Annotated in this window: 26 protein-coding genes and 1 tRNA gene; 7 read left to right on the top strand and 20 right to left on the bottom strand. The window is 58.9% G+C overall.

Translation table 11 applies throughout. The features are described from left to right. Nucleotides 1-52: 52 nt before the first annotated feature. Nucleotides 53-1,384, bottom strand: a complete 1,332-nt coding sequence (locus CLV83_RS03585; protein WP_132287605.1) for an ABC1 kinase family protein — start codon at nucleotides 1,382-1,384, stop codon at nucleotides 53-55. A 106-nt stretch (nucleotides 1,385-1,490) separates the two neighbouring features. On the opposite strand from CLV83_RS03585, the gene CLV83_RS03580 reads away from it, so the two are divergent. The 3 genes from CLV83_RS03580 to CLV83_RS03570 are packed head-to-tail and all read left to right on the top strand — an operon-like array spanning nucleotide 1,491 to nucleotide 5,116. Further along, complete coding sequence (locus CLV83_RS03580; RefSeq protein ID WP_132287602.1) at nucleotides 1,491-2,945, top strand: 3'-5' exonuclease family protein; 1,455 nt, start codon at nucleotides 1,491-1,493, stop codon at nucleotides 2,943-2,945. Next, nucleotides 2,942-3,355 (top strand): DUF3429 domain-containing protein, encoded by a 414-nt coding sequence (locus CLV83_RS03575; RefSeq protein ID WP_132287599.1) that lies wholly within the window; start codon nucleotides 2,942-2,944, stop codon nucleotides 3,353-3,355. The genes CLV83_RS03580 and CLV83_RS03575 overlap by 4 nt, the downstream gene beginning before the upstream one ends. A 45-nt stretch (nucleotides 3,356-3,400) precedes the next feature. After that, nucleotides 3,401-5,116: a VRR-NUC domain-containing protein gene (locus CLV83_RS03570; protein ID WP_132287596.1), complete on the top strand. Its 1,716-nt coding sequence runs from the start codon at nucleotides 3,401-3,403 to the stop codon at nucleotides 5,114-5,116. On the opposite strand, the gene CLV83_RS03565 is transcribed toward CLV83_RS03570, so the two are convergent. The 18 genes from CLV83_RS03565 to CLV83_RS03480 form a co-directional block, all read right to left on the bottom strand. Next, nucleotides 5,098-6,018: a LysR family transcriptional regulator gene (locus CLV83_RS03565; protein WP_132287593.1), complete on the bottom strand. Its 921-nt coding sequence runs from the start codon at nucleotides 6,016-6,018 to the stop codon at nucleotides 5,098-5,100. The genes CLV83_RS03570 and CLV83_RS03565 overlap by 19 nt on opposite strands. After that, nucleotides 6,018-7,658 (bottom strand): dipeptide ABC transporter ATP-binding protein, encoded by a 1,641-nt coding sequence (locus CLV83_RS03560; protein ID WP_243642266.1) that lies wholly within the window; start codon nucleotides 7,656-7,658, stop codon nucleotides 6,018-6,020. The genes CLV83_RS03565 and CLV83_RS03560 overlap by 1 nt, the downstream gene beginning before the upstream one ends. A gap of 20 nt (nucleotides 7,659-7,678) precedes the next feature. Continuing rightward, complete coding sequence (locus CLV83_RS03555; protein ID WP_132287586.1) at nucleotides 7,679-8,917, bottom strand: ABC transporter permease; 1,239 nt, start codon at nucleotides 8,915-8,917, stop codon at nucleotides 7,679-7,681. Then, a complete protein-coding gene (locus CLV83_RS03550; RefSeq protein ID WP_132287583.1) occupies nucleotides 8,917-10,104 on the bottom strand; it encodes an ABC transporter permease in 1,188 nt (395 codons plus the stop codon). The genes CLV83_RS03555 and CLV83_RS03550 overlap by 1 nt, the downstream gene beginning before the upstream one ends. Nucleotides 10,105-10,257: 153 nt before the next feature. Next, on the bottom strand, nucleotides 10,258-12,312 hold the full coding sequence (locus CLV83_RS03545; protein ID WP_132287580.1) for an ABC transporter substrate-binding protein: 2,055 nt from the start codon (nucleotides 12,310-12,312) through the stop codon (nucleotides 10,258-10,260). A gap of 2 nt (nucleotides 12,313-12,314) precedes the next feature. Then, a complete protein-coding gene (locus CLV83_RS03540) occupies nucleotides 12,315-13,070 on the bottom strand; it encodes an HAD family hydrolase (RefSeq protein WP_132287577.1) in 756 nt (251 codons plus the stop codon). Then, entirely contained in the window at nucleotides 13,070-13,888 is an 819-nt protein-coding gene (locus CLV83_RS03535) for an alkaline phosphatase family protein (RefSeq protein ID WP_132287574.1), read from the bottom strand. Before CLV83_RS03535 ends, CLV83_RS03540 begins: the two co-directional genes overlap by 1 nt. A 237-nt stretch (nucleotides 13,889-14,125) precedes the next feature. Next, the gene (gene phnX / locus CLV83_RS03530; protein WP_132287571.1) at nucleotides 14,126-14,959 is read right to left on the bottom strand and encodes a phosphonoacetaldehyde hydrolase; all 834 of its coding nucleotides are present in this window, start codon (nucleotides 14,957-14,959) and stop codon (nucleotides 14,126-14,128) included. 10 nt (nucleotides 14,960-14,969) lie between these two features. Further along, nucleotides 14,970-16,121 (bottom strand): 2-aminoethylphosphonate--pyruvate transaminase, encoded by a 1,152-nt coding sequence (locus CLV83_RS03525; protein WP_132287568.1) that lies wholly within the window; start codon nucleotides 16,119-16,121, stop codon nucleotides 14,970-14,972. A gap of 220 nt (nucleotides 16,122-16,341) precedes the next feature. Continuing rightward, nucleotides 16,342-16,415 (bottom strand) — tRNA-Gly (locus CLV83_RS03520). 124 nt (nucleotides 16,416-16,539) lie between these two features. Continuing rightward, nucleotides 16,540-16,776 carry a hypothetical protein gene (locus CLV83_RS03515; RefSeq protein ID WP_132287565.1) on the bottom strand — a complete coding sequence of 79 codons (237 nt, stop codon included), beginning with the start codon at nucleotides 16,774-16,776 and terminating at the stop codon, nucleotides 16,540-16,542. A gap of 192 nt (nucleotides 16,777-16,968) precedes the next feature. After that, entirely contained in the window at nucleotides 16,969-17,766 is a 798-nt protein-coding gene (tcdA, locus tag CLV83_RS03510) for a tRNA cyclic N6-threonylcarbamoyladenosine(37) synthase TcdA (protein ID WP_132287562.1), read from the bottom strand. A gap of 57 nt (nucleotides 17,767-17,823) precedes the next feature. After that, nucleotides 17,824-18,039: a hypothetical protein gene (locus tag CLV83_RS03505; RefSeq protein WP_132287559.1), complete on the bottom strand. Its 216-nt coding sequence runs from the start codon at nucleotides 18,037-18,039 to the stop codon at nucleotides 17,824-17,826. Nucleotides 18,040-18,066: 27 nt separating this feature from the next. Then, nucleotides 18,067-18,771 carry a TIGR01621 family pseudouridine synthase gene (locus CLV83_RS03500; protein WP_132287556.1) on the bottom strand — a complete coding sequence of 235 codons (705 nt, stop codon included), beginning with the start codon at nucleotides 18,769-18,771 and terminating at the stop codon, nucleotides 18,067-18,069. Between the two features lie 56 nt (nucleotides 18,772-18,827). Continuing rightward, a complete protein-coding gene (locus CLV83_RS03495) occupies nucleotides 18,828-19,250 on the bottom strand; it encodes a hypothetical protein (RefSeq protein WP_132287553.1) in 423 nt (140 codons plus the stop codon). A gap of 221 nt (nucleotides 19,251-19,471) precedes the next feature. Next, the gene (gene hda, locus CLV83_RS03490; protein WP_132287550.1) at nucleotides 19,472-20,179 is read right to left on the bottom strand and encodes a DnaA regulatory inactivator Hda; all 708 of its coding nucleotides are present in this window, start codon (nucleotides 20,177-20,179) and stop codon (nucleotides 19,472-19,474) included. 1 nt (nucleotide 20,180) lies between these two features. Next, entirely contained in the window at nucleotides 20,181-21,263 is a 1,083-nt protein-coding gene (locus CLV83_RS03485; protein WP_424399119.1) for an AI-2E family transporter, read from the bottom strand. Then, a complete protein-coding gene (locus CLV83_RS03480; RefSeq protein WP_132287544.1) occupies nucleotides 21,256-22,335 on the bottom strand; it encodes a DUF2066 domain-containing protein in 1,080 nt (359 codons plus the stop codon). The genes CLV83_RS03485 and CLV83_RS03480 overlap by 8 nt, the downstream gene beginning before the upstream one ends. A 271-nt stretch (nucleotides 22,336-22,606) precedes the next feature. On the opposite strand from CLV83_RS03480, the gene purM reads away from it, so the two are divergent. The 4 genes from purM to CLV83_RS03460 are packed head-to-tail and all read left to right on the top strand — an operon-like array spanning nucleotide 22,607 to nucleotide 25,323. Next, nucleotides 22,607-23,665, top strand: coding sequence for a phosphoribosylformylglycinamidine cyclo-ligase (gene purM, locus CLV83_RS03475; protein ID WP_132287541.1), 1,059 nt, complete (start codon nucleotides 22,607-22,609; stop codon nucleotides 23,663-23,665). A gap of 1 nt (nucleotide 23,666) precedes the next feature. Next, nucleotides 23,667-24,317 (top strand): phosphoribosylglycinamide formyltransferase, encoded by a 651-nt coding sequence (gene purN / locus CLV83_RS03470; protein ID WP_132287538.1) that lies wholly within the window; start codon nucleotides 23,667-23,669, stop codon nucleotides 24,315-24,317. 8 nt (nucleotides 24,318-24,325) lie between these two features. Further along, entirely contained in the window at nucleotides 24,326-25,042 is a 717-nt protein-coding gene (locus CLV83_RS03465; RefSeq protein WP_132287535.1) for a DUF3108 domain-containing protein, read from the top strand. Then, a complete protein-coding gene (locus CLV83_RS03460; RefSeq protein WP_132287532.1) occupies nucleotides 25,039-25,323 on the top strand; it encodes a YfcL family protein in 285 nt (94 codons plus the stop codon). The genes CLV83_RS03465 and CLV83_RS03460 overlap by 4 nt, the downstream gene beginning before the upstream one ends. Here CLV83_RS03460 and CLV83_RS03455 read toward each other — a convergent pair. Continuing rightward, nucleotides 25,257-26,516 (bottom strand): EAL domain-containing protein, encoded by a 1,260-nt coding sequence (locus CLV83_RS03455; protein WP_132287529.1) that lies wholly within the window; start codon nucleotides 26,514-26,516, stop codon nucleotides 25,257-25,259. The two genes, CLV83_RS03460 and CLV83_RS03455, sit on opposite strands and share 67 nt — an antisense overlap. Nucleotides 26,517-26,544: the final 28 nt, after the last annotated feature.

Raw genomic sequence — 26,544 nt, 5'->3', positions numbered from 1 at the left:
CTACTATCTAAGTCAAAAGAATCATCTTTAAGCCATTTTTCGGTTGGCTCGCTTAAAGTGACGCCCGAAAAGCCGTCGCGACATCGATATTAGCGCCAAAGCGCGCGGCCATCAGATAGAGTCCGGCCATCTTGCGATGCAGGAATAGCACATCCGGCGGCGGTGTATGCCAGGCCTCTGGATCCTTACTCACCGACATACCACGGCTATGGATCCTGCGAGCCAGATCCGAAGCGCCAAAATCATAGGGTCCGCTCTGACGCAGCGGCTCTGCCGCCATCAGGAAGATATCCAGCACCACATCACGGTTGGCCACATCCGCACCACCACTGAAAAAGCCCAGCACCTCCAGCGCATGGTCCAGTTGCTGACGATCAGCGTCAGCCGCAGCCTTGAGCGCAGCACCGTAGCGGCCGACGAAATCGGCAGAAAAGTGACGCACGGCGCCGAAGTCCAGTAACACCAGCCGGTCTTCGGCAGTGTTGTAGAGATAGTTGGCAGGGTTGGGATCGGTCTGTACTGCATTGAAATGGAACAGCTCTGCGAAGAACAGCTCCATCAACAGTGCCAACACGCGGTTGACCAGGTCTGGGCGAGCCGTAAGCAGCTGCTCGAGCGGCTCTCCTTCCAGATAATCCATGGCCAGAATACGGTCGGTAGAGAGTGCCTGGTGAAAGCCCGGGATCGCCAGTTCATCCCGGCGCTCAAAGTCGGTCAGTAGACTGCGGTAATGCTGGAGCTGAGCTCCCTCGTGCAGGTAATCGGCCTCCTGCTTGAGCTGCTGACGGGCTTCATCGATCAGCGGTTCGATATCCTGACTGCGCGGCAACAGACCGGCCATACGCAGCAGAGAGCAGACGTTGGCGATATCGCTGTCGATACTCTCACGCACACCGGGATACTGGATCTTGATCGCCAGCCGCTCACCCTCGTGACTGAGCGCTTCGTGCACCTGGCCAATGGAAGCGGCGGCTACCGGCTCGAACGAAAACCGCGCCAGCTTGCGATCCCACTCTTCGCCCCAGTTGCTTTCAAGCACCGACACCAACTGTGCAGAGGGCATAATCACCGCATCCTGTCGTAGTCGATCGAGGATGGACGCGAGCTCCCGCGGTAACACCGTGCCTGCATCCATAGAGATCAACTGCCCCACTTTCATCGCCGCGCCGCGCATGGTCGCCAGTTTGTCGGCCACCTGGGTAAGATTTCGCGGCGTCAGCAGCAGATCGTTCATCGCCGGGCGTTTGCCCTGTGCCAGGTGGCGGCTGCCGTCGGCCAGCACGTTGCCGGCAATACGGCCGGCCAGCCCTCCCAACCGGGCCATACGCGAAAACCGCCCCTGGGGTACTGCGGCTGAGCGGCGTTGCGGCTTGTCGTTGGACATCTCTACTCCCTGATAATCATTACTACTTTGCTGACGTAAGTACGCAAAAAAACCGAGCGCGGATGCCCGCTTAATCCAGTTTCCTTCCTGCCGCGTAAACAGCAGCATGACCAGAACACTCACCACCAGAGCAATCCCCGACCAGTACCTGGTACTGGATATTCAAAGCACGGGCGCACGTCCATCCCGAGATCGGATAATCGATCTGGCGCTGACGCTCATCGAAGACGGCCAGGTGCGAAACCAGTGGCATACGTTGATCAATCCGCAACAGCGGGTAGCTGACCGGACCATCGCACCGCTGGGGATTGCGAACGGCGATCTCGACGCCGCTCCCGATTTTGCCAGTATCGCCCCGTTACTGGAGACCATGCTGACAGGCCGGGTTTTGCTCGCGCATCACGCACGGCTTCAATACGCCTTTCTTAAGCAGGAGTTTCGCCGCGCTGGTATCAGCTTTAACGCGCGCCCGATCTGCACGCTTAAACTGATGCGGCAGCTGTTGCCGAACCAGCAGGACTATAGCCTGAATCGGCTCTGCTCAGCGTTCGGCATTGCTGTTTTGCAAAATAGCAGCGCGACCCATAATCGTGACAGGCTGGCCGAGTTGCTCATCGCTATCGAGCGCGAAATCCCCAAAGAGCAGCTGGCTGCCGCCTACGCTTCTCAGCAGCGCCACCGGGCACTCCCCGCCGCGATCAGCAAGCAGGACCTTGATGCCATACCCGATCAACCCGGTGTGTACCGTTTTTACGGCGACAACGACCGCCTGCTTTACGTCGGAAAATCGGTGACCCTGCGCAGCCGAATTCTCAGCCACTTTAATCAGGACCACAGCGATCACCGCGAAATGCGACTGGCAGAGACGGTCAGGCGCATCGAACACGAGCTTTGCCTCTCCGATTTCAGCGCCCAGTTGTTGGAAAGTGAACAGATCAAAACCCTGAGCCCCGCCTACAACCGGCGTCTGAGACGCATGCAGACACTCTGGCAGGTGACTCTCAAGCCTAACGAACGCGGCTACCTTGAGGTCAGTTTTGTTTCCGCGGGGTTGGATCAGCCGGATCTGATTATCCAGCGTTATGGCCTGTTCCGTAACCGTACCCAGGCGCAGCAGCGGATCACCCGCCTCATTGATGAACAGGGGATTTGCCGCAAAACCGCAGGGTTGGAAAAAGGCAGCAAAGGCACGCCCTGCTTCGGCTTTCAGCTACATCGCTGTCAGGGTGCCTGTTGCGGCAAGGAAAGCCCGGAGGAGTTCAACGCAAGGCTGCTGGCCGCAATGGAGAAGCTGCGCAACCAGACCTGGTCCTGGCACGGCCCCGTACTGATCGAGGAGGCCTGCGATAACGCAAAGGATCTTCATCTGGTCGATCAGTGGGTTTACTACGGCAAGGTCCGCGGTCAGGATATGGCCCTCGAAAGGCTGATAGCCGATAAACGGCCAGCCTTCGATCTGGACAGCTACCGCATACTGTTGCGGTTTCTCATGGATGAGGCGCTGATGAGTGCCAACAGGCTGACTATTCATCCGCTTGGCAATAAGGAGATACCACAATGACGCCCTGGCATTCCCGGCTCGGCTACGCCGGCCTGATCCCTTTTATCGGATTAACTGCGCTGGTACTCCAGTCCTTCCCGGGCGCGTCCTACTGGCTGCTCAGCTATTCCGCGTTAATCCTCAGCTTTCTCGGCGGGCTGCTCTGGGCGGGCAGCCTGAACAGACAGGTGCCCACCCATGTGCTGTTTGTTTCGGTAGGCGTGATGATCTGGGCCTGGGTCTGGCTGCTACTGCCGCAGTTCAGCTGGTATCTGCCCGGATCGATCACCTTTGTACTGCTCTGGCTGTATGAGCGTATTTTCCTCGGCGATACCTACTCACGCGAATTTATGCGCCTGCGGGAATGGCTTACGGGATTGGCAGCGCTCAGTCTGTTTCTGGCGGGCAGCTTCGGCACCACGGGGTTATAATCACGGGTTTTCCGGCCCACTCGCATAGCAAAAGCCTGAGACCCGATGCCCGCAAGCAACACCGAAACTTTCCAGTTAGACAGGCCCAAAGGCGCTGACCTCGAAGATCCCCGCTATTACCTGCGCAATTTCCATACCCTGATCGACTGGGTGGAGACTTATCACGGCGACCTGCTGCTGGATAGTGAGCGGGAGCGGTTAGCGGCGCTGCGCGAGCTACCGGAAGAAGCGCGCTGTCTGCTGGTGCGGATGGTGATGCGCTCCGGTGAGCTGTTTCGGCAGAGCAAGCTGAACTACGCGGAGATCGGTGATATCACTGCGCCCCTTCAGTTACTGGAGCAGCAGGGCTGGGTGCAGCTGGACCCGGAACTGGATGTTGTTCAGTTCTGCGCCCTGGTAACCCGGCCGGAGCTAGCCGAAGCCTTTAAAGATGAACTGGCTTCCCTTCCCGCTTCGACAAAAAAGGCAAATCAGATCGCCCTGTTGGCTGATCTTTACGGTGACGAACTCAAACCGTTCAGCCAGTGGTGGCCCGACAGCCAGGATTTGCTGGCGGGACTCACTGACAATGATCTGCTCAGCCGTCTGCGGCTGATGTTCTTTGGCAACCTGAGCCAGGACTGGAGCACCTTTGTGCTGACCGAGCTGGGCCATCATCGTTACGAAAACGTGGCTTTCTCACCGGAATCCCGTGCCTTCGCCAGTCGCGACGAGGTGGATCATTACCTGCAGATGCACGCGTTGAGAGACCTGTTGGAGTGCGCCGAAAACCCCGCGGATATCTACCATGCTCTGCCGGCACGACCCGAAAACAGCTGGCTGAAAAGTCGTTACAGCCGCCTGTTATTTCAGATCGCCCGTGAAGCCGAACGTGCAGGTGATACCGAATTCGCCGCAGAGCTCTATGCGCAAAGCCAGCATCGTGAGGCTTTGATCCGGCGCTTTCGCGTGCTGGAAAAACTGACTCCGACCGAGAAGACGCTGGCAGACCTGCGCGAACAGATGACAGGCCAACTGCGCCCCGAAGTTCAGGAAGCGCTGGGGCGAATAGAACACCGCCTCGCCCGCAAGCTCGGTGAGAAAAAAGCCGCCGCTCGAAAGACCGATAACCTGCCCCGTATGGATCTCAGCCTGCCCGCATCCGGCTACGTCGAAGGCGCCGTGGCCGAACATCTCGGCGGTGAATCAGCCCCCTGTCTGCATGTGGAGAACAGCCTGATCAACGGCCTGTTCGCCCTGCTCTGCTGGGATGCGCTCTACGCACCGCTGCCCGGCGCTTTCTTTCACCCCTTCCATGCGGCTCCCGCCGACCTTAACCGACCCGACTTTGTCGAACGCCGCCGGGCGCTGTTTGAAGAGCGGCTGGCAAGCCTGGACAGCGAAGAATACAAGGCCGTGATCCGCCAGAACCTGGCCGACAAATGGGGTATCACCAACCGCTTTGTGCACTGGGGGCTGCTGACAGCAGACGTTGTTGAACTTGCCCTGGCGTGCATTCCCGCAACGGATCTCGAAGCCTGCTTCCGCCGACTGCTGGAGGATATTCCCGCCCACCGCTCTGGCCTTCCGGATCTGGTGCAGTTTTTCCCGGCACAGCGCCGCTATCGCCTGATCGAGGTAAAAGGCCCCGGCGACCGCCTGCAGGATCACCAGCGTCGCTGGCTCGATTTCTGTCTGGCGCGGGGTATGGATGTTAGCGTCTGCTATGTGACCTGGTCGGATCAGGCTGACCAGGCCGAGGTTCATCTTTCAGAGGATTGACCAAACTGTCGCGAGCGCATCTCCAGCGCCATCGACACAAACAGCTGGATCTCCGGCAGATGGGTGCGAGACTTCAGCCATACCAGATGTTCCAGTACCTCCTGCCCCGCCTCTTTGATCGGCACCGCGCTATAGCTCGGGTCAAGGCGGATATCGTGGCTTAGCGCAAACCCCACGCCCAACCCCTGAGCCACCGCTTCGCAGATATCGGAGCGCACGTTCATCAGGATATTCGAGCTGGGCGCCAGCCCCTCGCCTGCAAATGCCGCATCCACCATCTGCTGAGTGAAGGATGCTCTGCGCGAGAAGATCAGTGACTCATGGATCAGATCATGAACGCTGACATTCTCATCAGCCGCGAGAGGATGTTCAGGATGCAGAATCGCCACCAGCTGATGGGCGTGAAAGGTCAGATGGGACAGTCCCGCACCGGGCTTGGGCAGCGGGAACAGACCTATATCCACATCCCGCGCCAGCACATGCTCTCGACACTCGTCGGTAGTGCCCGAGGTAATCTTCAGCGTCGCCTCAGGGTATTGCTGGCGAAACGCGGCCATCAGCGGCATAAAGACCAGCGGCGACGCGGTGGCGATATGGATCTCCAGCGAGCGCTCGTCACCGGCAGGGTTGATCAGCGACTGCACCGAGGCATCCAGGTCCACATACTGTCGGGTAATCTTGTACAGGCGCTGGCCCAGGTCGGTGGCACGGACGCCCTTGCTGGTACGCTCCAGCAGCGGCACATCGAAGCGGCCCTCGATCTTGCGGATCTGCGCCGTGACCGCCGGCTGACTGACGCCGAGCAGATCAGCGGCGCGGGTAAAGTTGCCCTGCTGAATGGTGGCGTTAAAGGCGCGAATCTCGGTCAGGGTCAGGTCCGATACCGACTCTTTCTTCAGCATCAGGCGATAACCGGCTCACGCCTGGGCGCTTCAATCACCGGAATCGCCGAGATCAGCCGTCGCGTGTACTCCTCCTGCGCGTCCAGGAAGATCTGTCGCACACTGCCCTGTTCCACCAGCTTGCCGTGCTGCATAACACAGATATGGTCGCAGAGGTTCGCCACCACACTGAGATCGTGGGAGATGAACAGAATCGTCAGGCCCAGCTCATCCCGTAATTCACGCAGCAGGGTCAGAATCTCTGCCTGAATCGATACATCCAGTGCGGCCACCGCCTCATCCGCCACCAGAAACTGGGGATCAGACACCAGGGCACGGGCGATACTGATGCGCTGACGCTGACCGCCGGAGAACGCATGGGGGAAGCGACGCAGATGACTGACCTCCAGATGGCAGCGTTTGGCCACTTCTATTACACGTTGATCCACCTCTTCGCGGGAGGAGCAGATCTTCATCGCCTCCAGCGGCTCGGCGATGATATCGCGCACGGTCATACGCGGGTTCAGCGAGCTGTAGGGATCCTGGAATACCAGTTGCGCCACCCGGGCAAACTTGCGCCGGTTGATGCGGCTCTTGCCATCCAGACGGATCGGCGAATCTACATGGTAAACCACCTCGCCAGCGCTGATCGGCGCGGCACCGAGCAGCGCCTTGCCCAAGGAGGTTTTGCCGGAACCACTCTCGCCCACCAGGCCGATAATCTGACCCTTGGGCAGATCAAGGCTCACATCCGGCACCGCGTTAAATGCTTCCGCCTTGCGCCGCCCGGATTGCGGGTAGCTGATCGAAAGATTACGCACCGACAGCAAAGGTTCGGGTTTATGTGCCGGCGGCTGCGGCAGGTTATTCAGGTGCGGCAGCGCATCCAGCAGCTTGCGGGTGTAGTCATGCATCGGCGCGTGCAGCACCGCCTGGGCGTGGCCCTCCTCCACCATGCGGCCGCGCTTCATCACCGTGAGCCGATCAGCCACCTTGGAGATCACGCCCAGGTCATGGGTGATAAACAGGATCGCCATGCCGAGCTGTTCGCGCAGCTCCATCATCAGATCCAGCACCTGGGCCTGTATGGTCACATCCAGCGCGGTGGTGGGTTCATCGGCGATCAGCAGTTTCGGTTTGGTGGCCAGCGCCATGGCGATCATGGCGCGCTGGCGCATACCGCCGGAGAGTTCGAAAACATACTGATCGAAGCGCTTCTCCGGCTCGCGGATACCGACTCGCTCGAAGAGTTCGATGCCAATCTTACGGGCGGTCTGCTTGTCGTGGCCCAGATGCAGACGGATGGTTTCCACGATCTGGTCACCGATGCGGATCGCCGGGGCGAAACTGGCCATCGGCTCCTGGAAGATCATCGATACCTCGCCACCGCGAACGACACGTAGATCCTTTCCGCGCAGCTTCAGTACATCCACGCTGGGATCGCGATGCAGCTGGATACGGCTCTGGCGCTGGATCATGGCATTGCCGGGATTTAGCCGCATGATCGTTTTCGCGGTGATCGACTTGCCGGAACCGCTCTCGCCCACCAGCCCCATCACCTCGCCCGGTTCGATATGCAGGTTGAGATGATCGACGGCGCGTATCTGGCCTTCCGGTGTGTTGAAGTCCACGGTCAGATCGTTGATTTCGAGTAATGGCATACGGGGCTTCTGCTCCAGTCTCATTGGTTGCGCTCCGAATATGGATCGGCGGCATCTCGCAGGGCATCACCCACGAAAACAAACGCCATGATCAGGGCAACGAACACCACCACCGGGAAGAACTGCCACACCATGTTCTGCTGGATATCCGGGTCCTGGGCTTTCTGCAGCAGCACACCCAGGCTGTTCACCGGCTCGGTGAGACCTAATCCAAGGAAGCTCAGGCTGGTCTCGGCCAGGATCACGTAGGGGAAGTTGATCAGCGTATCGACAATGATGTAGCTGGAAAAACTCGGCACCAGGTGGCGCCAGATAATACGCCCGGTGGAGGCGCCAGAGAGCTGCGCCGCCAGTACGTAGTCCTGGTTACGCTCTACCAGGATATGGGTGCGCAGGCGCCGACCCAGGGTGGCGAAGTCCAGCGCGCCGATTACCAGGGCAATGGCAAAATAACGCTGCACCGGGGTCAGATCGATCTGCGACAGCGCCACGGCGCAGGCCAGGTAGATCGGGATCGGCGGAATCACCCGCACCGCCTCGGTAAAGCTCATCAGCACCGCGTCCACCCGGCCACCAAAGTAGCCGCTGACACCGCCCACCAGCAGCGAGGTGAACAGCTTCACTATCAGCGCGACGATGGCGATACTGATGGTGACCCAGACCGCGTGCAGGGTGCGGCTGAACACATCCTTGCCATCTTCATCGGTGCCCATCAGGTGCAGCTTGCCCTGCTCCACGCCAAACAGATGCAAGTCAGATCGGATATCGATGCCCAGCCAGCCGATCTCCAGCAGGCTGTATTCCCAGCCGCGCACAAAGAACTGCAGGTAGCGGCGCTGCTCCCTGTCTTCGATAAATTTGTTCTGTGAAGACGCACTCAACGCACCGCTGGAGGTGAGCTGGTCCAGCGCATTGAGGTCGCCACCGGCCAGCGCGCTGAGATCGAACTTCGGTTTCTCTTTCGAATAGGTGTAACTGAATGGGCGCAGTGAACAGCCGTTCTCATCGCAGAAGTTCAGCGCCTGGGGCGCGCCGCGACGATACTCGGCATCGGCACCGCGGATGGTCGGGTCCACCGGCGAGAAGAACGGCGCAAACAGTCCCATCAACACCAGCGCCAGCAGAATAGTCCCGGCGATCAGGCCGCTGGTTTTTTTCATGAAACGGGCGCGGATCAGCGCGAACTGTCCGGCGGTGTAATAGGCCTCCTCCTCGGAGGCGGCTCCCTTGCGGCGCCACTTGGCGGGTATGGCAAACATCACTGGCCTCCTGAAATCACACTGCGGCGCACGCGGGGGTCCACGGCGGCCAGAACCACATCGGTGAGCAGGTTCATGCCGATCACCACCAGCGCCACCAGGAACAGGATGGCTGCAGCCAGCTCCTGATCGTTGGTCATCGCCAGCGCCTCGATCAGCAGACCCGCGGCATCGGTCAGACCGATCACCACGGCCACGATCGGCAGGTCATTGAACACGCGCTGAAAGTCGAAACCGACGGAGTTGAACAGCGGGCTGATGGAGTGGCGCACCGGGTAACGCGCCCAGAGCGAGAAACCCTCGACGCCGCGCGCCCGAGCCGCTTCCACATAGAGTTTGTTGGACTCATCCACCACCAGCGCGCGTACAGTCTGTAGCTGCAGCGCAGTGGCGGCCCAGCCGATAACGAAGATCGGCAGCCAGATATGACCCAGAAAGTCGCTCAGCTTGCCAAACTGGAAACCGCTGTCGGAAAACCAGGGCACGTTGCGCCACTCATCGGAGAACAACCCCGTGGGTGTGGGTTCGCCGGCAAAGACGTAAAGCAGGATGATCGAGAGTGCGAGCAGGAAGTTGGGCAGGGCCAACCCCAGGTAGCTGATGATGCGCAGCTGCAGGTCGATCAGTTTGTTAAAGCCAAGCAGCAGCGTATTGGTGAAGCGCTCACGCGGAGAGCTCTGCGGATCGCAATCCATCCAGGGCTTGTTCAGCACATAGGCGGAGAGGATGCCAAACGGCACCGCGATCAGATACGCCAGCAGCAGCCCCGCCAGACAGAACCCCAGGCTCATCCAGAAACGATCACCTACCGCAAGGTTCACGGACTGGCGCTTGGCGCAGCTGAAGCCCAGATCACCGCGCAGGGTAAGATCGGTGACCCAGCTGGCCCAGCGCTGCAGCATCGGCTGGTCCAGCCCCATGCGGGCGCGCTCGGCATCGATGGTGGCCTGGCTGATCATTTCGCCCTGGGTGTTTTTATAGGCGATGTACTTCTCGGCACAGTCGCCGGGCAGCACTTCCATCAGGCCAAAGACGACAAAACTGACCAGCAGCAGCGTACCCAGCGCCATCAGGTAGCGGTGCAGTACGTAATGAAAGTAATCGCTGTTGCGCGCCGCCAGCCAGAGCACGGCGCCGGTGATGAGCAGAATCCAGAGCAGCCAGGTGTTGGCCAAAAAGTCGATCATGCTGCGTTCCAGTAAACTATCGGATAGATCGGAAGAAGGTTTGTCCTTCTGCGAAAGGTCGCCGCGGTTGCGTACGGCACTTCCAGAAAGAGGCCGGCACCGCGACTGCGGCACCGACACTTAACCTCGCAAAAAGCGCTTAGTCAGCGGGTCTTACTCGGTCAGGAACCACTGCTTGGGCTGGTAGGGGTAGGCCCAGTAGTAGTCAGATGAAGAGGTCTTCTGAACGTTGTAGTTATTCAGTTTGTTGTTGTGGTAGATCGGCTTCACCGCTTTCACGGTGCCGATGATGAACAGGTCATCCACGGTGCGCTTGGCTATCTCGAGGCCCACTTTCTGAGACTCTTCGCTACCCAGCATCAGTGAGCCGAACTGCTCGGCCAGCTTCTGCATCTCGTAAACGGTCTGCGGCGGCTTGGAGCCTTCGGCACCGTCGGAGCTCAGGTACTGAGACCACTCCATGCCGGTACGCAGATCGAAGAAGGTGCCATATGGCGGCAGCAGCCAGGCCGGATCGGTAGCCAGAGTGAACTGCGGACGCCCCATGTTCCAGACGGTCACTTCCAGATCGTTGGCGGTCTGGGAGTTACGGTACTCGTCGCTGGTCACTTCCTTGATGCTGGTTTTCACGCCCACATCGGTCCAGTTGGCGGCGACCATCTCTACCACCTTGGTGGCTACACCCTGAGTGGAATACTGGATATCCAGCTCGAATTTACCGCCGGAGGGCAGATCACGCAGGCCATCGCCATCCTTGTCGACCACGCCGGCCTCATCCAGCAGTTCGGCAGCCTTGGCGGTGTCGTACTCGGTCCAGGCTTCTTTCACTTCGTCAGTGATAAACGGCGCGGTATCGGCATCGAACGCTGTGTACTGAGCCGGTTTACCCAGGCCAAAGTACGCTACCTCGTTGATCTGGTCGCGGTTGATCGCCACGGACATGGCGCGGCGGAAGTTAACGTTGTTAAACACTTCACGCTTCTCCGCATCCTTGTCGGTGAGGTTAAACGCGAAGGTGGTCATGCCGATGGTCGGACGCAGCGCCACCTGGTAGCCGCCCTGCTCCTTGTTTTCCAACAGCACCGGCGCGGAGGTCAGGTTGACCGCCTGGGTTTTGTAGTCGATCTCGCCGGCGATCATCTTGGCGCTCTGGATATCCTCGTCGCCAATGTAGACCTCGCTGATCTCGTTGATGTACGGCAGCTGGTTACCGGCGGTATCGACCTGGAAGAAGTACGGGTTGGCCACCAGACGACGGCCTTCCAGGGTATCTTCAACCACGATATGGGATTCCAGCGTCGGTGCGGTGGCGGTGAAGCCCGCGTCGACCAATGCCTGGGCTTTCTCGGCATCTTTCAGCAGCGGTGTCGGTACATCTTTCCAGTCGGACTGACCGTAGTAAAACTTGACCGCTTCATAGCCGTTCTCGAAACCGAGCGACTGCGCCAGCTTGTCGGCATCCGAGTTAATCTCCGGGTGGAACTTGCCGATGAGGTGCTTGGGCTGGAACGGCTGAGCGTAATCGGAGGCGAACATGGCGGTCATCCCCGGCTTCGGCGCATTCAGCGTAAAGCGAACAGTGGTGTCATCCACCGCTTCGACCTTCATCGGCTTGCCATCGGAGAGGAAGCGCGCGTTCGGCTCGGCGATTACGTTCTTGTCGAGAATCAGGTTGTTGTACCAGAACACGATATCCTCGGCGGTGAACGGAGCGCCATCGGACCACTTGTGACCTTCGCGCAGCTTCAGCGTCAGTTCGGTGTAGTCATCGTTCCAATCCCAGGACTTGGCCACGTTCGGCACCACGGTGCTCAGATCATCGCTGAAACGCAGCAGGTTTACATGACGCACAGAGAGCAGATCGGAGGTACCGGACTCGGTGGCCTTGGAGATACCATCCAGCACGCCGCCATAGCGGCCCACTTCGCTGTAAGGCACAACCACCAGCGGCTCCTGCGGGATGCGGTTAGCCAGTGCGGGCAGTTCCGGGTTTCCGGCGATGCGTGCGTTCAGCTCGGCGATTTCCGGGTTGGTGCTGAAGTTCATCACACAATCGTGGCTCGCCTCGAACTCATCCTTTTCGAACAGATGCGGGTACTTGCCGCCCTGCTCCGGACCTGCCACGGTCGGGCAGGCGGCCAGCGCGCTGCCTGTCACCAGCGTTGCAATACCGGCTGCGATACTTTTCGCTAGGAACTGCTTGGTCATGCTTATCTTCCTGTATTAGCGGTTTCGGGAATGTTGGATCGCGGTGTCACGGAATCGCGGGGTGCCGTGCCCTGCACAAAGCAGATATTTTCCGGGTCATCCCAGCGCAGAATCGGCCAGCCCCGGCGCTCGGCGATCTTCGTCAGCCGCTCATCCGGGTTGGTGGCAAAGGGGGAATCGACCTGTTCCAGCAGCGCCAGGTCATTGATCGAATCGGTATAAAAGCGGGCGCCATCCAGCGTCTTCTGCTGCTGTTCAAGCCAGGCGTGCAGGCGGGAGACCTTGCCTTCGCGGTAGGTCGCAATCCCCTCAATCGCGCCGGTATAGCGGCCGCGCTCGGACAGCTCCAGATCGATGGCCAGCACATCGGCCACGCCCAGTTCCCCGGCCACCGCCTGCACCAGAAACGCCGGGGTTGCCGAGATAATCAGTGGGAAGCGCCCTTTCTCACGCTGATGCTGGATCAGCGCACGAGCCTGCGGGTAGATACGATGACGCACATAACCATCGATAAACGCCGGCATCAGCGCCTGCACCTCTGCCGCCGGGATATGGCGCAGCGGCTTGAGCATGAACGCCACGTATTCCGGCATCGACAGGGTTTCGTCGGCGTAGCGCTGCATCAGCTCCTGTTCCTGATCGACAAAGGTGCCGTCCGCCAGCCCGGTATCGACCATAAAGCGGCAGAACAGCGAGGCGGTATCGCCGCGAACCAGGGTTTCATCCAGATCGAAAATCGCCAGTGTCTCAAGGGTCATCAGAGCGTCTCCTTCAACAATGCGCGGATCTCCGGATTCTCGCTGCGCTGGATGCCTAGCAGCTCCAGCGCCAGCGGGCAGAGTTCGGTCTGACGCAGTGCGGTGTGTTCCACCTGACTGAAGCGCCCGCCGATGGTGAACAGCGGTACTTCGCGCTCCTCCGCCAGAGTGCCGCCGTGGGAGCAGTCGTTATTCATGCCGTGGTCGGCGGTGATCAGGATCTGGTAGCCGGCACGGATCCATTCCGGAAGATGGTGCGACAGCGCCACATCGGCCATGCGCGCAGCATTGCGGTAGCGGCTGCTGTCGAGGCCCGCCTTGTGGCCGGCATCGTCGATATTCATTGGGTGGATCAGCAGGAAATCCGGATCGTGCTTGCGGCGCAGCCACTCGCCATCCAGGATGAGGTGATCGTCCGGGTAGTGGTCCAGGTGGTAAAAGCAGCCGTGCTGGATCGGCAGTTCCGGGTCATCGGTAAAGCGGTCACGCACCGCGTCGTAGGGGGTGCGGTTATACAGCTCGGAGATCCAGTGATAGGCCGCGGCGGCGGTCACCATGCCGGCATCGCGGGCACGGTGAAATATGCTGCGCTGGTTGGAGTTTCGGGTGATGTTGTTGTGGCTGATGCCGCTGAGCGCGGGTGTCACACCGGTGAGAATGGTTTCGTAGAGCGGCCGTGATAGAGAGGGTAATTCACACTCCAGCTTATAGAGCCGGGCGATCCCCTGCTCCGTCAGGGCATGCATAAAGCCCATGCAGCTGCGGGCGGTTTCATATGCGAGGCCGTCCAGCACGACCAGTATTACCTTGTCTCTCATAAATACCTGAATCACGGGTTAGTGTGCCCAACAGGTTAAAAACAAGAGATTGCCGATTCGTGACGGCTTAAAGATATATTGATGACCAGCTTATGTATTTGCTTAGAGACCCAAGGATTTTTTATGTAATGACTTCAAACCGTCATCACTTTTTTCCTGGCCAGCACAAAGCCCCGCTGCCACTGCCCTCTTCTGGGGAAGTTACAACGGGGCTGAATACTTTAGTGCGATTAAACGCTAACCCGCAGGGTGCTCTCCCTTAGCCAGACGGCGCTCGATCTCTTCAATCACCGGAATGATATCGGCCACCGAATCGATGACGTAATGGGCACCGGATCTGGCCATAATATCCGTCGCCGCGGCTCTTTTTTCCGCCTGTTCATTGATGCTGAGGGCCTGCCACTGCGGCAGATCCAGCCCTACCTGGTTGCCGCTAATGGCAACACCGATGGTCCACATACCGGCGTTAAGCCCTTCCTCTATTCCCGTGGGCGTATCGTCCACCTTGATGCAGGCGGCCAGATTGCTGACACCCAGTTCCATGGCGTTACGCAGACTCATATGCGGCCAGGGTCGCGCCTTGGGGACTTCGGTGGCACAGACATTGGAACCGGGCGCATAACCCTGTTTGGCGGCAAGTTGCAGCAGTTCAGGTACCATTTCCGTGGCGTAACCGGTATTACCGCCCAGGCCGATGCCTCGTTTGCCGGCCCAGGCGGCGAACTCCGCCATACCGGGAATCAGCGTTGCGCGCTCGCGGATCGATTCCACCTGCAGCGGGATCAGCTTCTCGTAAAGACGATCCACATCGGCGCTACCCGGAATAGACCCAAATCGGGCTTTCCAGCTTTCGGCCACGCGCGGCATCTCGCAGATCAGGCGCACATGTTCGCGCTTCTCACTACCCATGGGCTTGCGCGCCTCTGCTTCGGTGATAGGAACCCCTTCTGCAGTGAACAGGCGGGTAAATGCATGGATAGGCGCCAGCGAACCGAAGTCCACGGTAGTGCCCGCCCAATCCAGAATCACGGCCTGAACAGGGCCGGTATAGCGTCGGGTATAAGCGTACATTAAAGGCTCCTCAGGCTGGGTCGACGGCATTTACCGCGTCGCTCAGGGTGATATTCATTTCAGAAAGCGCGGCCCTGACGGCATCCAGCAACTCCTTAATATCCTCAGGATAGAGCTGGCCGATCACGCCAAGCCGGAAGGTTTCCGCCTGGGTCAACTTACCGGGGTAGATAATAAATCCGCGTTTTTTCATCGCCGCATAGAAGCGAGCAAAAACAAAATTTTCGTCGGCCGGTGAGAGAAAAGTGATGATCACCGGCGAGAGCCAGTTGTCATCCAGCAGGGTTTCAAAGCCAAGGCCTCGCATTCCGCTCACCATCAGATCACGGTTGCGGCTGTATCGGCCAAGCCTGCCTGCCACGCCACCCTCTTGCGCATGCTCTTTCAGCGCCTGCAGCGCGGCCGCCACCACATGGGTCGGCGGCGTGTAGCGCCACTGCCCGCTACGTTGCAGATAGTGCCACTGGTCGTAAAGATCCAGGCTCAGGGAGTGCGCGTGCCCCTCGGTCTTTGCCAGAACAGACTCCCGAATCAGTGCAAACCCAAAGCCGGGCACACCTTCCAGGCACTTGTTCATGGATGAGATCATCGCGTCGAAGCGGATACGCTGGGCATCGACAGGGATAGCGCCAAAACTGCTCATTGCATCGATAATCAGTGAGCGTCCCTCACGCTCGACCAGCTCCGCAATTTCTTGCAACGGGTTTAATATTCCGGAGCTGGTTTCACAATGAACCAGCGCAACCTGGCTAATTTCCGGGTCTGCCGCCAGCGCCTGGCGAACATCCTCGGCGCGGGGCGGCTCGTAATCGCCCTTATCGAGCAGTACAAACGACCGGCGTAAACGGGAAAGAATAGCGGCGATACGCTGGCCGTATGCACCGTTCGCCAGCACCAGCACCTTGTCCTCAGGGCCAACCAAGGTGCCCAGCGTCGCTTCGACCGCAAAGGTGCCACTGCCCTGTACCGGCACACAGACATGGCTGGAGCCCGCGTGGGCCAGATCGACGAGTTGACGACAGAGCGACGCCGTAAGCTCGCTAAAATCGCTATCCCAGGAGCCCCAGTCTTTCAGCATCGCCTGCTTCACGCTGGCGGTGGTGGTTATGGGGCCCGGCGTCAGCAGTCTGGCCGGTTTATCGGTGGCTGGATCATCACGCATGCAGTTGTCCCGTTCCTGTTGGTCTGGGCTAGCACTCTAAGCCAAGGCGAACAGTCGGAGCGTGACGTTTCGGTGACCGTAAAAAAGCTGCGGTTAGCGGTATAAGAAAGGGTTATGGACGAGATCGGACACTTAACTCTTTGCAACGAAGCGCAATCAATAATTCAGGTGTGAGCGAAGGATAGAAGCTTGAGAAGTCGCAGAAATGAAGGAGAAAGCGTGGAGCGGGTGATGGGAATCGAACCCACGTTAAGAGCTTGGGAAGCTCCCGTTCTACCATTGAACTACACCCGCTCGAAGGAGTTTTCGATTAGAGCACAGGTTAGCCGAATGGCGCAACGTACTGATTGAAAGGGCTTAAACCAGATAGCCCCCGATAAAACTCGGGGACCCTGGCTTCGCTAAGGGTTCGGCCGGATTAATGGCTGAACACGCGTCCGGTCATGGAGGACAGGGATGCGAAAAGGTGCTTGATCTGGTTTGCAACCTGGTCTTTGAACTCTTTCATCGCAAGGGTTCGCAGCTCATCTTCGCTCAGTTGGCTGAGCTCGAGCGCAACCTTGAAGCTCTCGTCGATATCCTGACGATAGCGCTCCCCGCCCAGGTTGTATGCAGATCTCATGTGTGAGTTGTAGTAAGCATACGGATATTTCATGCGGGTCACCTTAGTATCTGATTCATACCTATTTGAGAGACTTCGTCCTCGTTCCAACCCGTTTTATAGGTGGTTGCAGAGGTTTATCGCTCTCGACAGGCATTAGACTAACGTCTTAGACCCGGGATGACTAACGCTTAGATTTACACTAATAGATGAATTTAACTCACCCAAATTGAAAGCTCTGAGTGCTCAGCCAGCGTTGGCGCGCTGATGACGCTCGTACAGCTTCTGTAACACTCGCGATACAGCCACAAAACCGAAAGTGGCGGTAACACAGGTGGAGGCGCCAAAGCCGCCGGAGCAGTCGAGGCGGGTCTGGCCATCGTGCAGGGTTTTCTGCTGGCATACAGAGCCATCCGGCTGGGGATAGCGCAGCTGCTCTGTCGAGTAAACACAATCCACGGCGAAGCGGCGGCCACTCTTGCTGAAACCGAAGTGACGACGCAGCAGGTTGCGTAGCTTGGCGGCCAGCGGGTCGTGCTCGGTACGGCTCAGATCCGCGATGGTGATTCGGGTGGGATCGATCTGACCGCCGGCGCCGCCCACGGTGATGACCGGGATCTTGTTGCGCTTGCAGTGGGCGATAATCGCCGCCTTCACGCCCACGGAATCGATGGCATCGATCACATAGTCAAAACGGTCATCGAGCAGCTCACGCACGTTGTCCTGGCTGACGAAGCATTCCTCTTCATGCACCAGACAATCCGGGTTGATATCCCGCATACGATCCGCCATGACCGCCACCTTGGACTGTCCCACGGTTGAGCTAAGCGCATGGATCTGGCGGTTGGTGTTGGTTACACAGACATCATCCAGATCGATCAGTGTCACCTCGCCGATTGCAGAGCGCGCCAGCGCTTCCGCCGCCCAGGAACCCACGCCGCCGATGCCGATCACCGCGATATGGGCGTTGCGGTAAAGCTCCACCGCTTCCTGCCCGTAAAGCCTTTCGGTGCCGCCAAAACGCTGGTCCTGCTCTGCTGCCACAATCCGCCTCGATGCTCTTTAATAGGGATAGAATAGGGATAAAAGTCTAGATGATGGTTAGAAATCGTCGTCGGTCAGCTCAGTGAGAACTGGCTCGCCACACTTGTTGCAGCGCCCTTCGATAAAGATGATGCCGAAGAGTTCATACTCTTTCGGGTCACTCATACCGAGATTCAGTTCCTGGCAGTTGTCGCACCAGGTTTCCTGCAGGAACAGTGCCTGCTCTTCGGCATCGCGAGCATAGAAGTCTCGGGGAATAGCTGTTTCGCTCATCGCTTCGCCTCCGCTAAAACCGGCGCATCATACCGCCGGGGGCCTTGGCTTTCCAGCGGAGCGCCATTTCAGCACACCAGGATCGCCGATCGCGGTGATGGCATCGATCACCTCTGGTTGCTGAAACAATTCGCCCTGCTGCGGATCGGCGCGGAAGCGGTATGCCTGTCCATCCAGCATGAAGCCTAGCTGCCAGGCGTGAAGGTAACCGCGATCCGGCGTTTCAGTCACCGCCTCGTGGTAGATGGGATCGCCGATGATGGGTGAGCCAACACTTTTCAGCGCCACACGAATCTGGTGGGTTCGACCAGTGCCGGGCTTGCAGAGAAACAGGCGCAGACCGGGCGAGGCTGAGTAGCTGTAAAACTCGGTGATTGCCGGATTCTCGCGGCTACGTAGCAGTTTCCAGCTGCCGCGACGGCCCCGCTCCATATCGCCCACCACCTGGCCCTGCTTTTTGGTCGGTTTTTTATCGCTAAGCGCGAGATAAAACTTTTCCACCCGCTGCTCTCGAAACAGCTCAGCGAGCCGGTTACAGGCATCGGCGGATCGTGCCAGCAAAAGCAGACCGGAGGTGATTCGATCCAGGCGGTGGACCAGCCAGAGTTTTTCACCACAATCCTGCTCCACCTGCATCACCAGACCCGATTCGGCCTGGTCGCGATGCACACTGACGCCCGGCGCTTTATCAATCACCAGAAAGTGTTCGGTCTCGGCATGGATTCTGTACATCGGCTGTTCCGGGGCGCGGGAGGGAGACGCGATTCTCCGGAAAAGCCCGCCAAGGATCAAGCCGACGCGGATAAAAGGTCTGCGATCTCCCCCGCCCTGCCGCTGAAAATACGCAATTCCCAGTAACCGTGCAGATGATCGGTGCAACGTTCCGCATCCACGTGCAGCTCAAGGCAGCCCGGCGTGGGCAGCTCGAGTTCAAGCAGCCCTTTCGGCTGACGAGGCCGGATCACGTCGAGCACAATCAGTCCGGCACTGGATGCGATCAGCCGTGACGGAGCCACGGCCACGCCACCATGAAACCAGTGCCGCGCCATCACGGCACGCGTACCGCGCAGCGGTAATATGCGATGCGCCAGAGTCATTCGCACATCAGGGACTTCCAGCCAATAGACACTCTCGTCCATGGCCGGTGTATCCAGAGCGGAGCTTTCCATGGAGGGAACGCGCTGAGGTTGAACCACCGAAGTATCAAACATGCTGTCCTCCCAAAACGCTGAGGTTAAGGCAGAGTTTTCAGGGCCAATGCCTTATGAGGCAAAGTGTTGCCGAACAGGCTCTCGCAGAGATGCAAAGCTGTTCGGAGTTTACCCAAGCATAAAACTTTCGCAGGTTCAGAATGTGAATCTGGGGTGACTTGTTGATGACAGCGAGTGAAGGCGCTCAGCAAGGCCCGGAGCAACGCGCTCCGGCCGACCTGTTACCAGCCCATCACCTGTTTAACGAAGGGTACGGTAATACGGCGCTGGGCGCTGAGGGATTCGTGATCGAGTTTATCCAGGGTGACCAACAGGTTGGCCATATCGCGGCTGCCGTGGTGCATGAGATAACGCACCACCTCATCGCTTAACTTCAGCCCGCGGGCTTCTGCTCGCGCCTTGAGGGCAAACTCTTTGGTTTCGTCATCCAGAGGGCGCACCTGGAACACCAGCCCCCAGTTCAGACGGGACTCCAGGTCCGGCAGTTTGAGCCCCAGCGAACGCGGAGAGCGATCGGCCGCGAGAATCAGCACATGACCGATGGCGCGCATACGGTTGAACAGGTGGAACAGTGCTTCTTCCCACTCCGGCTGCCCTGCGACACGCTCAACGTTGTCGATGCAGACCAGTTGCAGCTGATCGAGATCTTCCAGGAGTTCGGGACCGGCGTGGCTCAGTTCAGCCAGCGGAATATAGACGGCGGTGCGTCGCACCGGATCAGCGGCATGGCAGCAGGACTGCAGCAGATGCGAACAACCGACGCCAGCGTGCCCCCACAGGTAGATATACTGCTCGCCTCGCCCCTGAGCGGCACGTTCGAGCTCGGCACGGGCAAGCCCGTTGTCACCCGACACGAAGTTCTCGAACCGCGCGTCATCACGCAGACCGATGCCCAGAGGTAGCTGAACTGGCGCCTTTTTCCTACTCATCTCACTCTACTTCACCGGTCGATTCCGGCTTGTCGGAGCTATATAGCCGACTACTTTTATAGCCATCGTGCAGATGCCGCAGCAACACCATGATCACCGCTGCCACCGGCAGAGCCAGCAACACGCCGACAAAACCGAACAGCTGGCCGCCCGCCATAATGGCAAAGATCACCGCAACCGGATGCAGACCTATGCGGTCGCCCACCAGCAACGGGGTAAGCACCATACCTTCCAGTGCCTGACCTATGCCGAATACTACGCCGACCCAGATCAGAATCATGGGTTCCTGAAACTGTACGTAGGCTGCAACCGCAGCCACCACGATGCCAACGAAGAAACCCATATAGGGAACGATGCTCGCAAGGCCGGCAAGCATACCAATGAGTAGCGCAAGATCAAGTCCGACGATCGACAGACCCACCGCATAAATGATGCCGAGGGCGAACATCACCAGCAGCTGCCCCTTTATAAAGGCACCCAGCACCTCGTCGCACTCCCGTGCCCAGAGGGTTACACGCGGCTCCAGATTACGCGGCAGCAGACGCTGGATCTTCTCCATCATCACGTCCCAGTCGCGCAACAGATAAAAGGTCACCACGGGGATCAACACCAGATTGGCCACCCAGGCGGCCACGGCAAGGCCTGAGCGGGTCAGGCTACCCATGATCTGAGCGGCCAGGTTGCCGGTCTGCTGCCAGTGGGTACGGAAAAATTCGCGCACACTGTCGATATCCGGGCGGTTGATCGGCACACCCAGGGTGTTTTCGATCCAGGGCAGAAGACGGTTATGCAGCACATCCAGTGCCAGCGGGACCTGGCGGATCATGGTCTGGATCTGCTCACTGAGCTGCGGAATCAGCAGCAACACCGCCACGACCATGATCAGCGATAGAAACAGGAACACGATGACCACCGCCAGGGTGCGGCTCGCACCCCGGGCTTCAAGACGATCAGCGATGGGATCGGTCAGATAGGCCAACAGGGCCCCGACAAGAAACGGCGAAAGTATCGGCGCCAGCAGGTATACCAGTACGCCGACAACCAGTGTCGTGATCAGCAAAAACCAGCGTTGAGACTCACTCAGTTCCATCCTGTTTTTCCTCCGTTTCCCCGGTGGCCGCGTCATCCTGCGCGGGGCGGGCTAACGCCTGGGGACCAACCCAGGAGTAAACGCCGCTGTTCAGTTCCATGATTCGGCTGTCGCCGGCGAGCAGTGAGCTAAGGCTCGGCCCGGTTCCATCCAGTTCGACTATCAGTTTAAGGCCATTCCCGGTGCGCCCGGCAGTCAGCACCCGGGTAACACCGGGCTGCTGGCTGAGCCAGCCACTCATCATCAGGTACGCTGCTGCGCTGTCGAGCCCCTGCACCTCAATCTCTTCACCGGAAGGCAGGTACTCACCCACCTCGACCGGCTGCAGCGGCAGCGAGCGTTTACCGGCACTGATCTCTTCAACACCGAAAAGGCTGTTGGCGACCTGATCGACCATGCGGCGCAGATCTACCGGTTCCAGCGCGCTGTTGAGGGTGACCTGAGCGCCATCGCTGATCAGCATCCAGTCCGCATCGCCCTCTTTCAGGTGGCCCACCAGTACCGCATCGGATCCGTACCGCGCCGAAGCCTGCAGCACCGGTTCCTGAGCAAAGTTTGCCGCTTGGGACGGTTCCAGCGCCAGTTGATCAGTCAGGTCCAGCAGCGGATCGCGCAGCGGCAGACCACGCTCGGCGGCGGATGCGTGGAGCTGGCGATAGGTATCGGAAGAGGGTTCGATCAAACGGGCATCGATTCCCTGTCCACTAACCAGCCAGACCAGAAGTTCAGGCCTGTCTTCCGGCATCACTGGCATATCCAGGCTGTTCATCAGTTTGGTCAGGGCCAGCGGATCAAAAGCGATACGATCCGGCGCAGCGGCGGGAGCCAGCAGCAGAGAGGCGTTGTCGAGCACGGTATTATAGGCGGGATGATCCAGGATCTCGCGGCGGCCGCTGACCTTGACCATCACCTGGGCCAGGGCGCTGCGCAGCTGCTGCTCCTGCTCGGCCTGGGTATTTACGCTGGCACTGAACAGCTGTTCCACCGGCGCAGCAGAAACTGCAAGCGGCATCATGGGCAGTAGAGCAAGAAACAGGTTTCTAAGCGTGGACTTGAACAACGACATCAGCGCCTTTTCCTCTGGCTATGGCAAACACCGGTAACTGCCTTCCACGACCCTGTCTCTAAACGACGGGCCGGACAGGCACAAGCGCTGCCAACTCTATCACAGAACTAAACCAAACTAGGATTAAGTCTACAGCGTCTCGGGCTGGCATAAACTTGTTCTTAGTTTCCTTAAACGGTGCCTGAAAACTGGCCTTACACCCGCCCTGCGCTGTAAACTAGGCGCCTTCTTTAACGCTACTCTTCCCGCTGTTGAAAGGTTGATTCGATCCATGTCTACAGGTTCTGAGAAAACATCCCTGAGCTACAAGGATGCAGGTGTTGATATCGATGCCGGCAATGCGCTTGTCGAACGTATCAAGGGCGTCGCCAAACGCACCTCGCGCCCCGAAGTGATGGGCGGTCTGGGCGGCTTCGGCGCACTGTGCGAACTGCCCGCCGGATATCGCAAGCCGGTACTGGTCACTGGTACCGACGGCGTAGGCACCAAGCTGCGCCTGGCGATGGACCTGGGCAAACATGACACCATCGGTATCGACCTGGTGGCCATGTGCGTCAACGATCTGGTCGTTGCCGGTGCCGAGCCCCTGCTGTTCCTGGACTACTACGCCACCGGCCACCTGAACGTGGATATGGCTGCGGACGTGGTCACCGGCATCGGCGCCGGCTGCGAACTGGCAGGTGCGGCGCTGGTCGGTGGTGAAACCGCCGAAATGCCGGGCATGTACGAAGGCGATGATTACGATCTGGCCGGATTCTGTGTCGGCGTGGTGGAAAAAGACGAGATCATCGACGGTAGCAAGGTCAGCACCGGCGATACCCTGATCGCCCTCGCCTCTTCCGGCCCGCACTCCAACGGCTACTCCCTGATCCGCAAGATCCTGGAAGTCAGCGATGCCGACCTGAACATGGCGATGGGTGACAAAACTCTGGCCGAAGCACTGCTGGAACCGACCCGCATCTACGTCAAGCAGCTGCTGAAACTGATCAAGGAAAGCCAGGTCAACGCCCTGTCCCACATCACCGGTGGCGGGCTGCTGGAAAACATCCCCCGCGTACTGCCGGACAATGCCAAAGCCGTGATCGACACCAACTCCTGGGAAATCCCGGCTGTATTCAAGTGGCTGCAGGAGCAGGGCAACGTCGAGCAGCGTGAAATGTACCGCACTCTGAACTGCGGCGTGGGCATGGTAATCTGCGTACCGGCGGACAAGGCTCAGGAAGCACTGGATCTGCTGGCCGGCGAAGGCGAAACCGCCTGGGTGATCGGTTCCATCGAAGCAGCCGCTGAAGGCGAAGAACAGGTGGAACTGCGAGGACTCAGCGCCTGAGATGAGTGACAAAAGGATCGTCGTACTGATCTCCGGCAGCGGCTCCAACCTGCAGGCGATCATTGATCAGATCGACAGCGGCCGGATCTCCGGCCGCATCGCTGCGGTTATCTCCAACAAGGCAGACGCCTACGGTCTGACCCGCGCGGCCAACGTCGGTATCGACACTGCCGTGCTCAACCACCGCGAATACGCGGACCGGGAAGCGTTCGATGGCGCCCTGCAAGCGACCATCGACGCCCATTCGCCGGACCTGGTGGTCCTGGCAGGTTTCATGCGGATTCTGACACCGGAGTTCGTACGCCACTACGCCGGACGTCTGTTCAACATCCACCCGTCACTGCTGCCCAAGTACAAAGGACTGCATACCCACCAGCGCGCGCTGGAAGCGGGCGATGGGGAACACGGCTGCACCGTGCATTTCGTTACTGAGGAACTGGATGGCGGTCCGCTGGTCGTACAGGCAGCCACCCCGGTGCAGAGCGGGGACGATGCCGACAGCCTGCAGCAGCGTGTGCATCGACTCGAGCACCGGATCTATCCACTGGCGGTAGAGTGGTTCTGCAGCGATCGCCTGAGTCTCACCGACGGCCAGGTTGTGCTGGACGGAGCCCCACTTCCCTCTTCGGGATACCGCTACCGCGACGAGTAGTAGCCTTGATGCGCCAGAGCCTTAGCACTCTGTTGTTTGTATTGAACGGGATGTTTATCTCTGCCGCGCTGGCCCCTGCGGTCAGCGCGGATACCCTGACGCCCTTCCGCGCCACTTACACCGCCAACCTCGACGCCGGGGTTGAACTCAACGCCAACGCCTATCGTGAGCTGCGCCAGCAGGATGACGGCACCTGGATATTCGATTCCACCGCCGATGCCGTGGTAGCGCGCCAGCACGAAGCCTCCCATTTTACCTACAGCGATGATCAGATACAGCCGCTGAAATACCGCTATGAGCGCAAGCTGCTGGGCCGTGAACGCCTGGTGGACCTGAAATTCAACTGGGCTAAAAGCCGGGTGACGACCACCGTCGAAGAAAAACCTTGGAGTATGAAAATACCCGATGGCACCCAGGACAAGCTCAGCTACCAGTTACAGTTGCGACTGGACCTGGCCGCGGGCAAAAAAGAGCTGGTGTATGAGGTGGCCGACGGCGGCCTTCTGTCGGAATATCGCTTCCGCGTGATCGGCGAGGAAACAGTGGAAACGCCTGCGGGAAAGTTCAACGCACTGAAAGTTGAGCGCGTGCGGGGTGAGGATGCCAAACGTACCACCCATCTCTGGTTTGCGCCTGAGCTGGAATATTTAATCGTAAAACTTTACCAAGTGGAGTCCGATGGCAAGGAATACGGACTCCTGCTCAATCAACTGGAGAACAGATGACCGCTTTTGAACAAGCCGCCGACCTGGCCTACGACCAGCTGACCCAGATGGAAACCGAAGCCGGGTTTGACGATAACGATAAACGCTTCTTCGCCAGTTACCTGCTCGGCCACCTGAGCCTGGTCGCCGCAGAGGGCGGCGAGGATCATGAAGTGTTGGATCGAGAGGTCAACGCCAGCCTGGATAAAGCGTTCAGCGTCGACCGCCTCTCCGATCAGGACAAGCTCGGCATTCGATCACTCTGGCAGGCGATCAGCGCCGACATCGGCCGCGGGCTCTGAGCCCGGTCGACCACGTCCACCAACAACACCCTGCGCTCATCCAACGCCAGCGACAGTGTATGGCAGACCCGTCCGGTCGCTATATCGCTGTAGCTGGTTGAGCTCATCACCCGGGTGTTGTAATCCTCCGAGCCTACCAGCTGGTAGAAGTACGGTCGCCAGCTCCAGTTGGCACCGATGACTGTCTCATCGGCACACCACTGCTCATCCCTGAACGACCAGTTCGCAGAGATCTGGTTGCCCTGACGATCACAGACATAGAAACGCAGAATATCGGGATCAGGCCGGAAACTGTCCAGATGGCTGTCACCGCCCGCCAACAACAGCTCCCGCAGGGCCATCAACTCAGACTTAAGCCGCTCATGATGAAACTGACGCCGGGCGGTTTCATCAATGGCCAGGTCCAGGTGACTTTCCAGCAGACCTTTTACCTGCGTCTTGTATGTATCACGGGCAACCATTTCGGCCTGAGCGGGCGAAAACAGAAATCCCTGAATATGGCTGGCGTTGCAGTGTAGCGCCAGGAAAAATTCATCCTCGGTCTCCACACCCTCGAACACCACCTTGCAGCCCATACGCGCACCAAGGTCACCCACCATCTGCATGAGCGCGCGTTTTTGGTGCGTAATCTCACCGGCACTGAACATACGGATATCCAACTTGATCACGTCCGGAGTGAACGCCATCAACCGATCCAGCTGCTGGAAACCGGCACCAAAATCATCGTAGGCCACACGCACACCGGCGTTGCGGTACAGCGTTGCCAGTTCACGGATTCGGTCGATATCACCATTGATCTCGGTGATCTCCAGCAACACCTGCTCCGGCTTCACACCGGCTTCGCGGATCATATCCAGCGTGGGTAGCTGTTCGAAGGATTCCAGCGAGTCGATCCACTCAGGAGACAGGTTCAACGCCAGCACCTGGCCCTCCTCCCCCTTCTCGGCGAACATTTTCAGTGCCCGCACTCTAAGGCTGCGATCAAGCTCAAGCCGTTGTGCCGGCGATAAGTCGTTATCGGCCCTTAACAGATGGGCAGCAGAAACTACTTCACCCTCGTCGTTGTACTGGCGAGCCAGCGCCTCATAGCCCACGACTCTGCCCGTTGCCACATCAACGACGGGCTGAAACCAGGGAAATACTTCATTAGACGTTAGTGCTGGGTTCGGTGTTTCTTTTAATATTTTTGACATAGCTACCTCAAATCATGCGCCTGCGCTT

This window comes from Marinobacterium mangrovicola, assembly GCF_004339595.1.
Taxonomy (GTDB): Bacteria; Pseudomonadota; Gammaproteobacteria; order Pseudomonadales; family Balneatricaceae; genus Marinobacterium_D; species Marinobacterium_D mangrovicola.
This window is presented reverse-complemented; position numbering and strand designations above follow the sequence as displayed.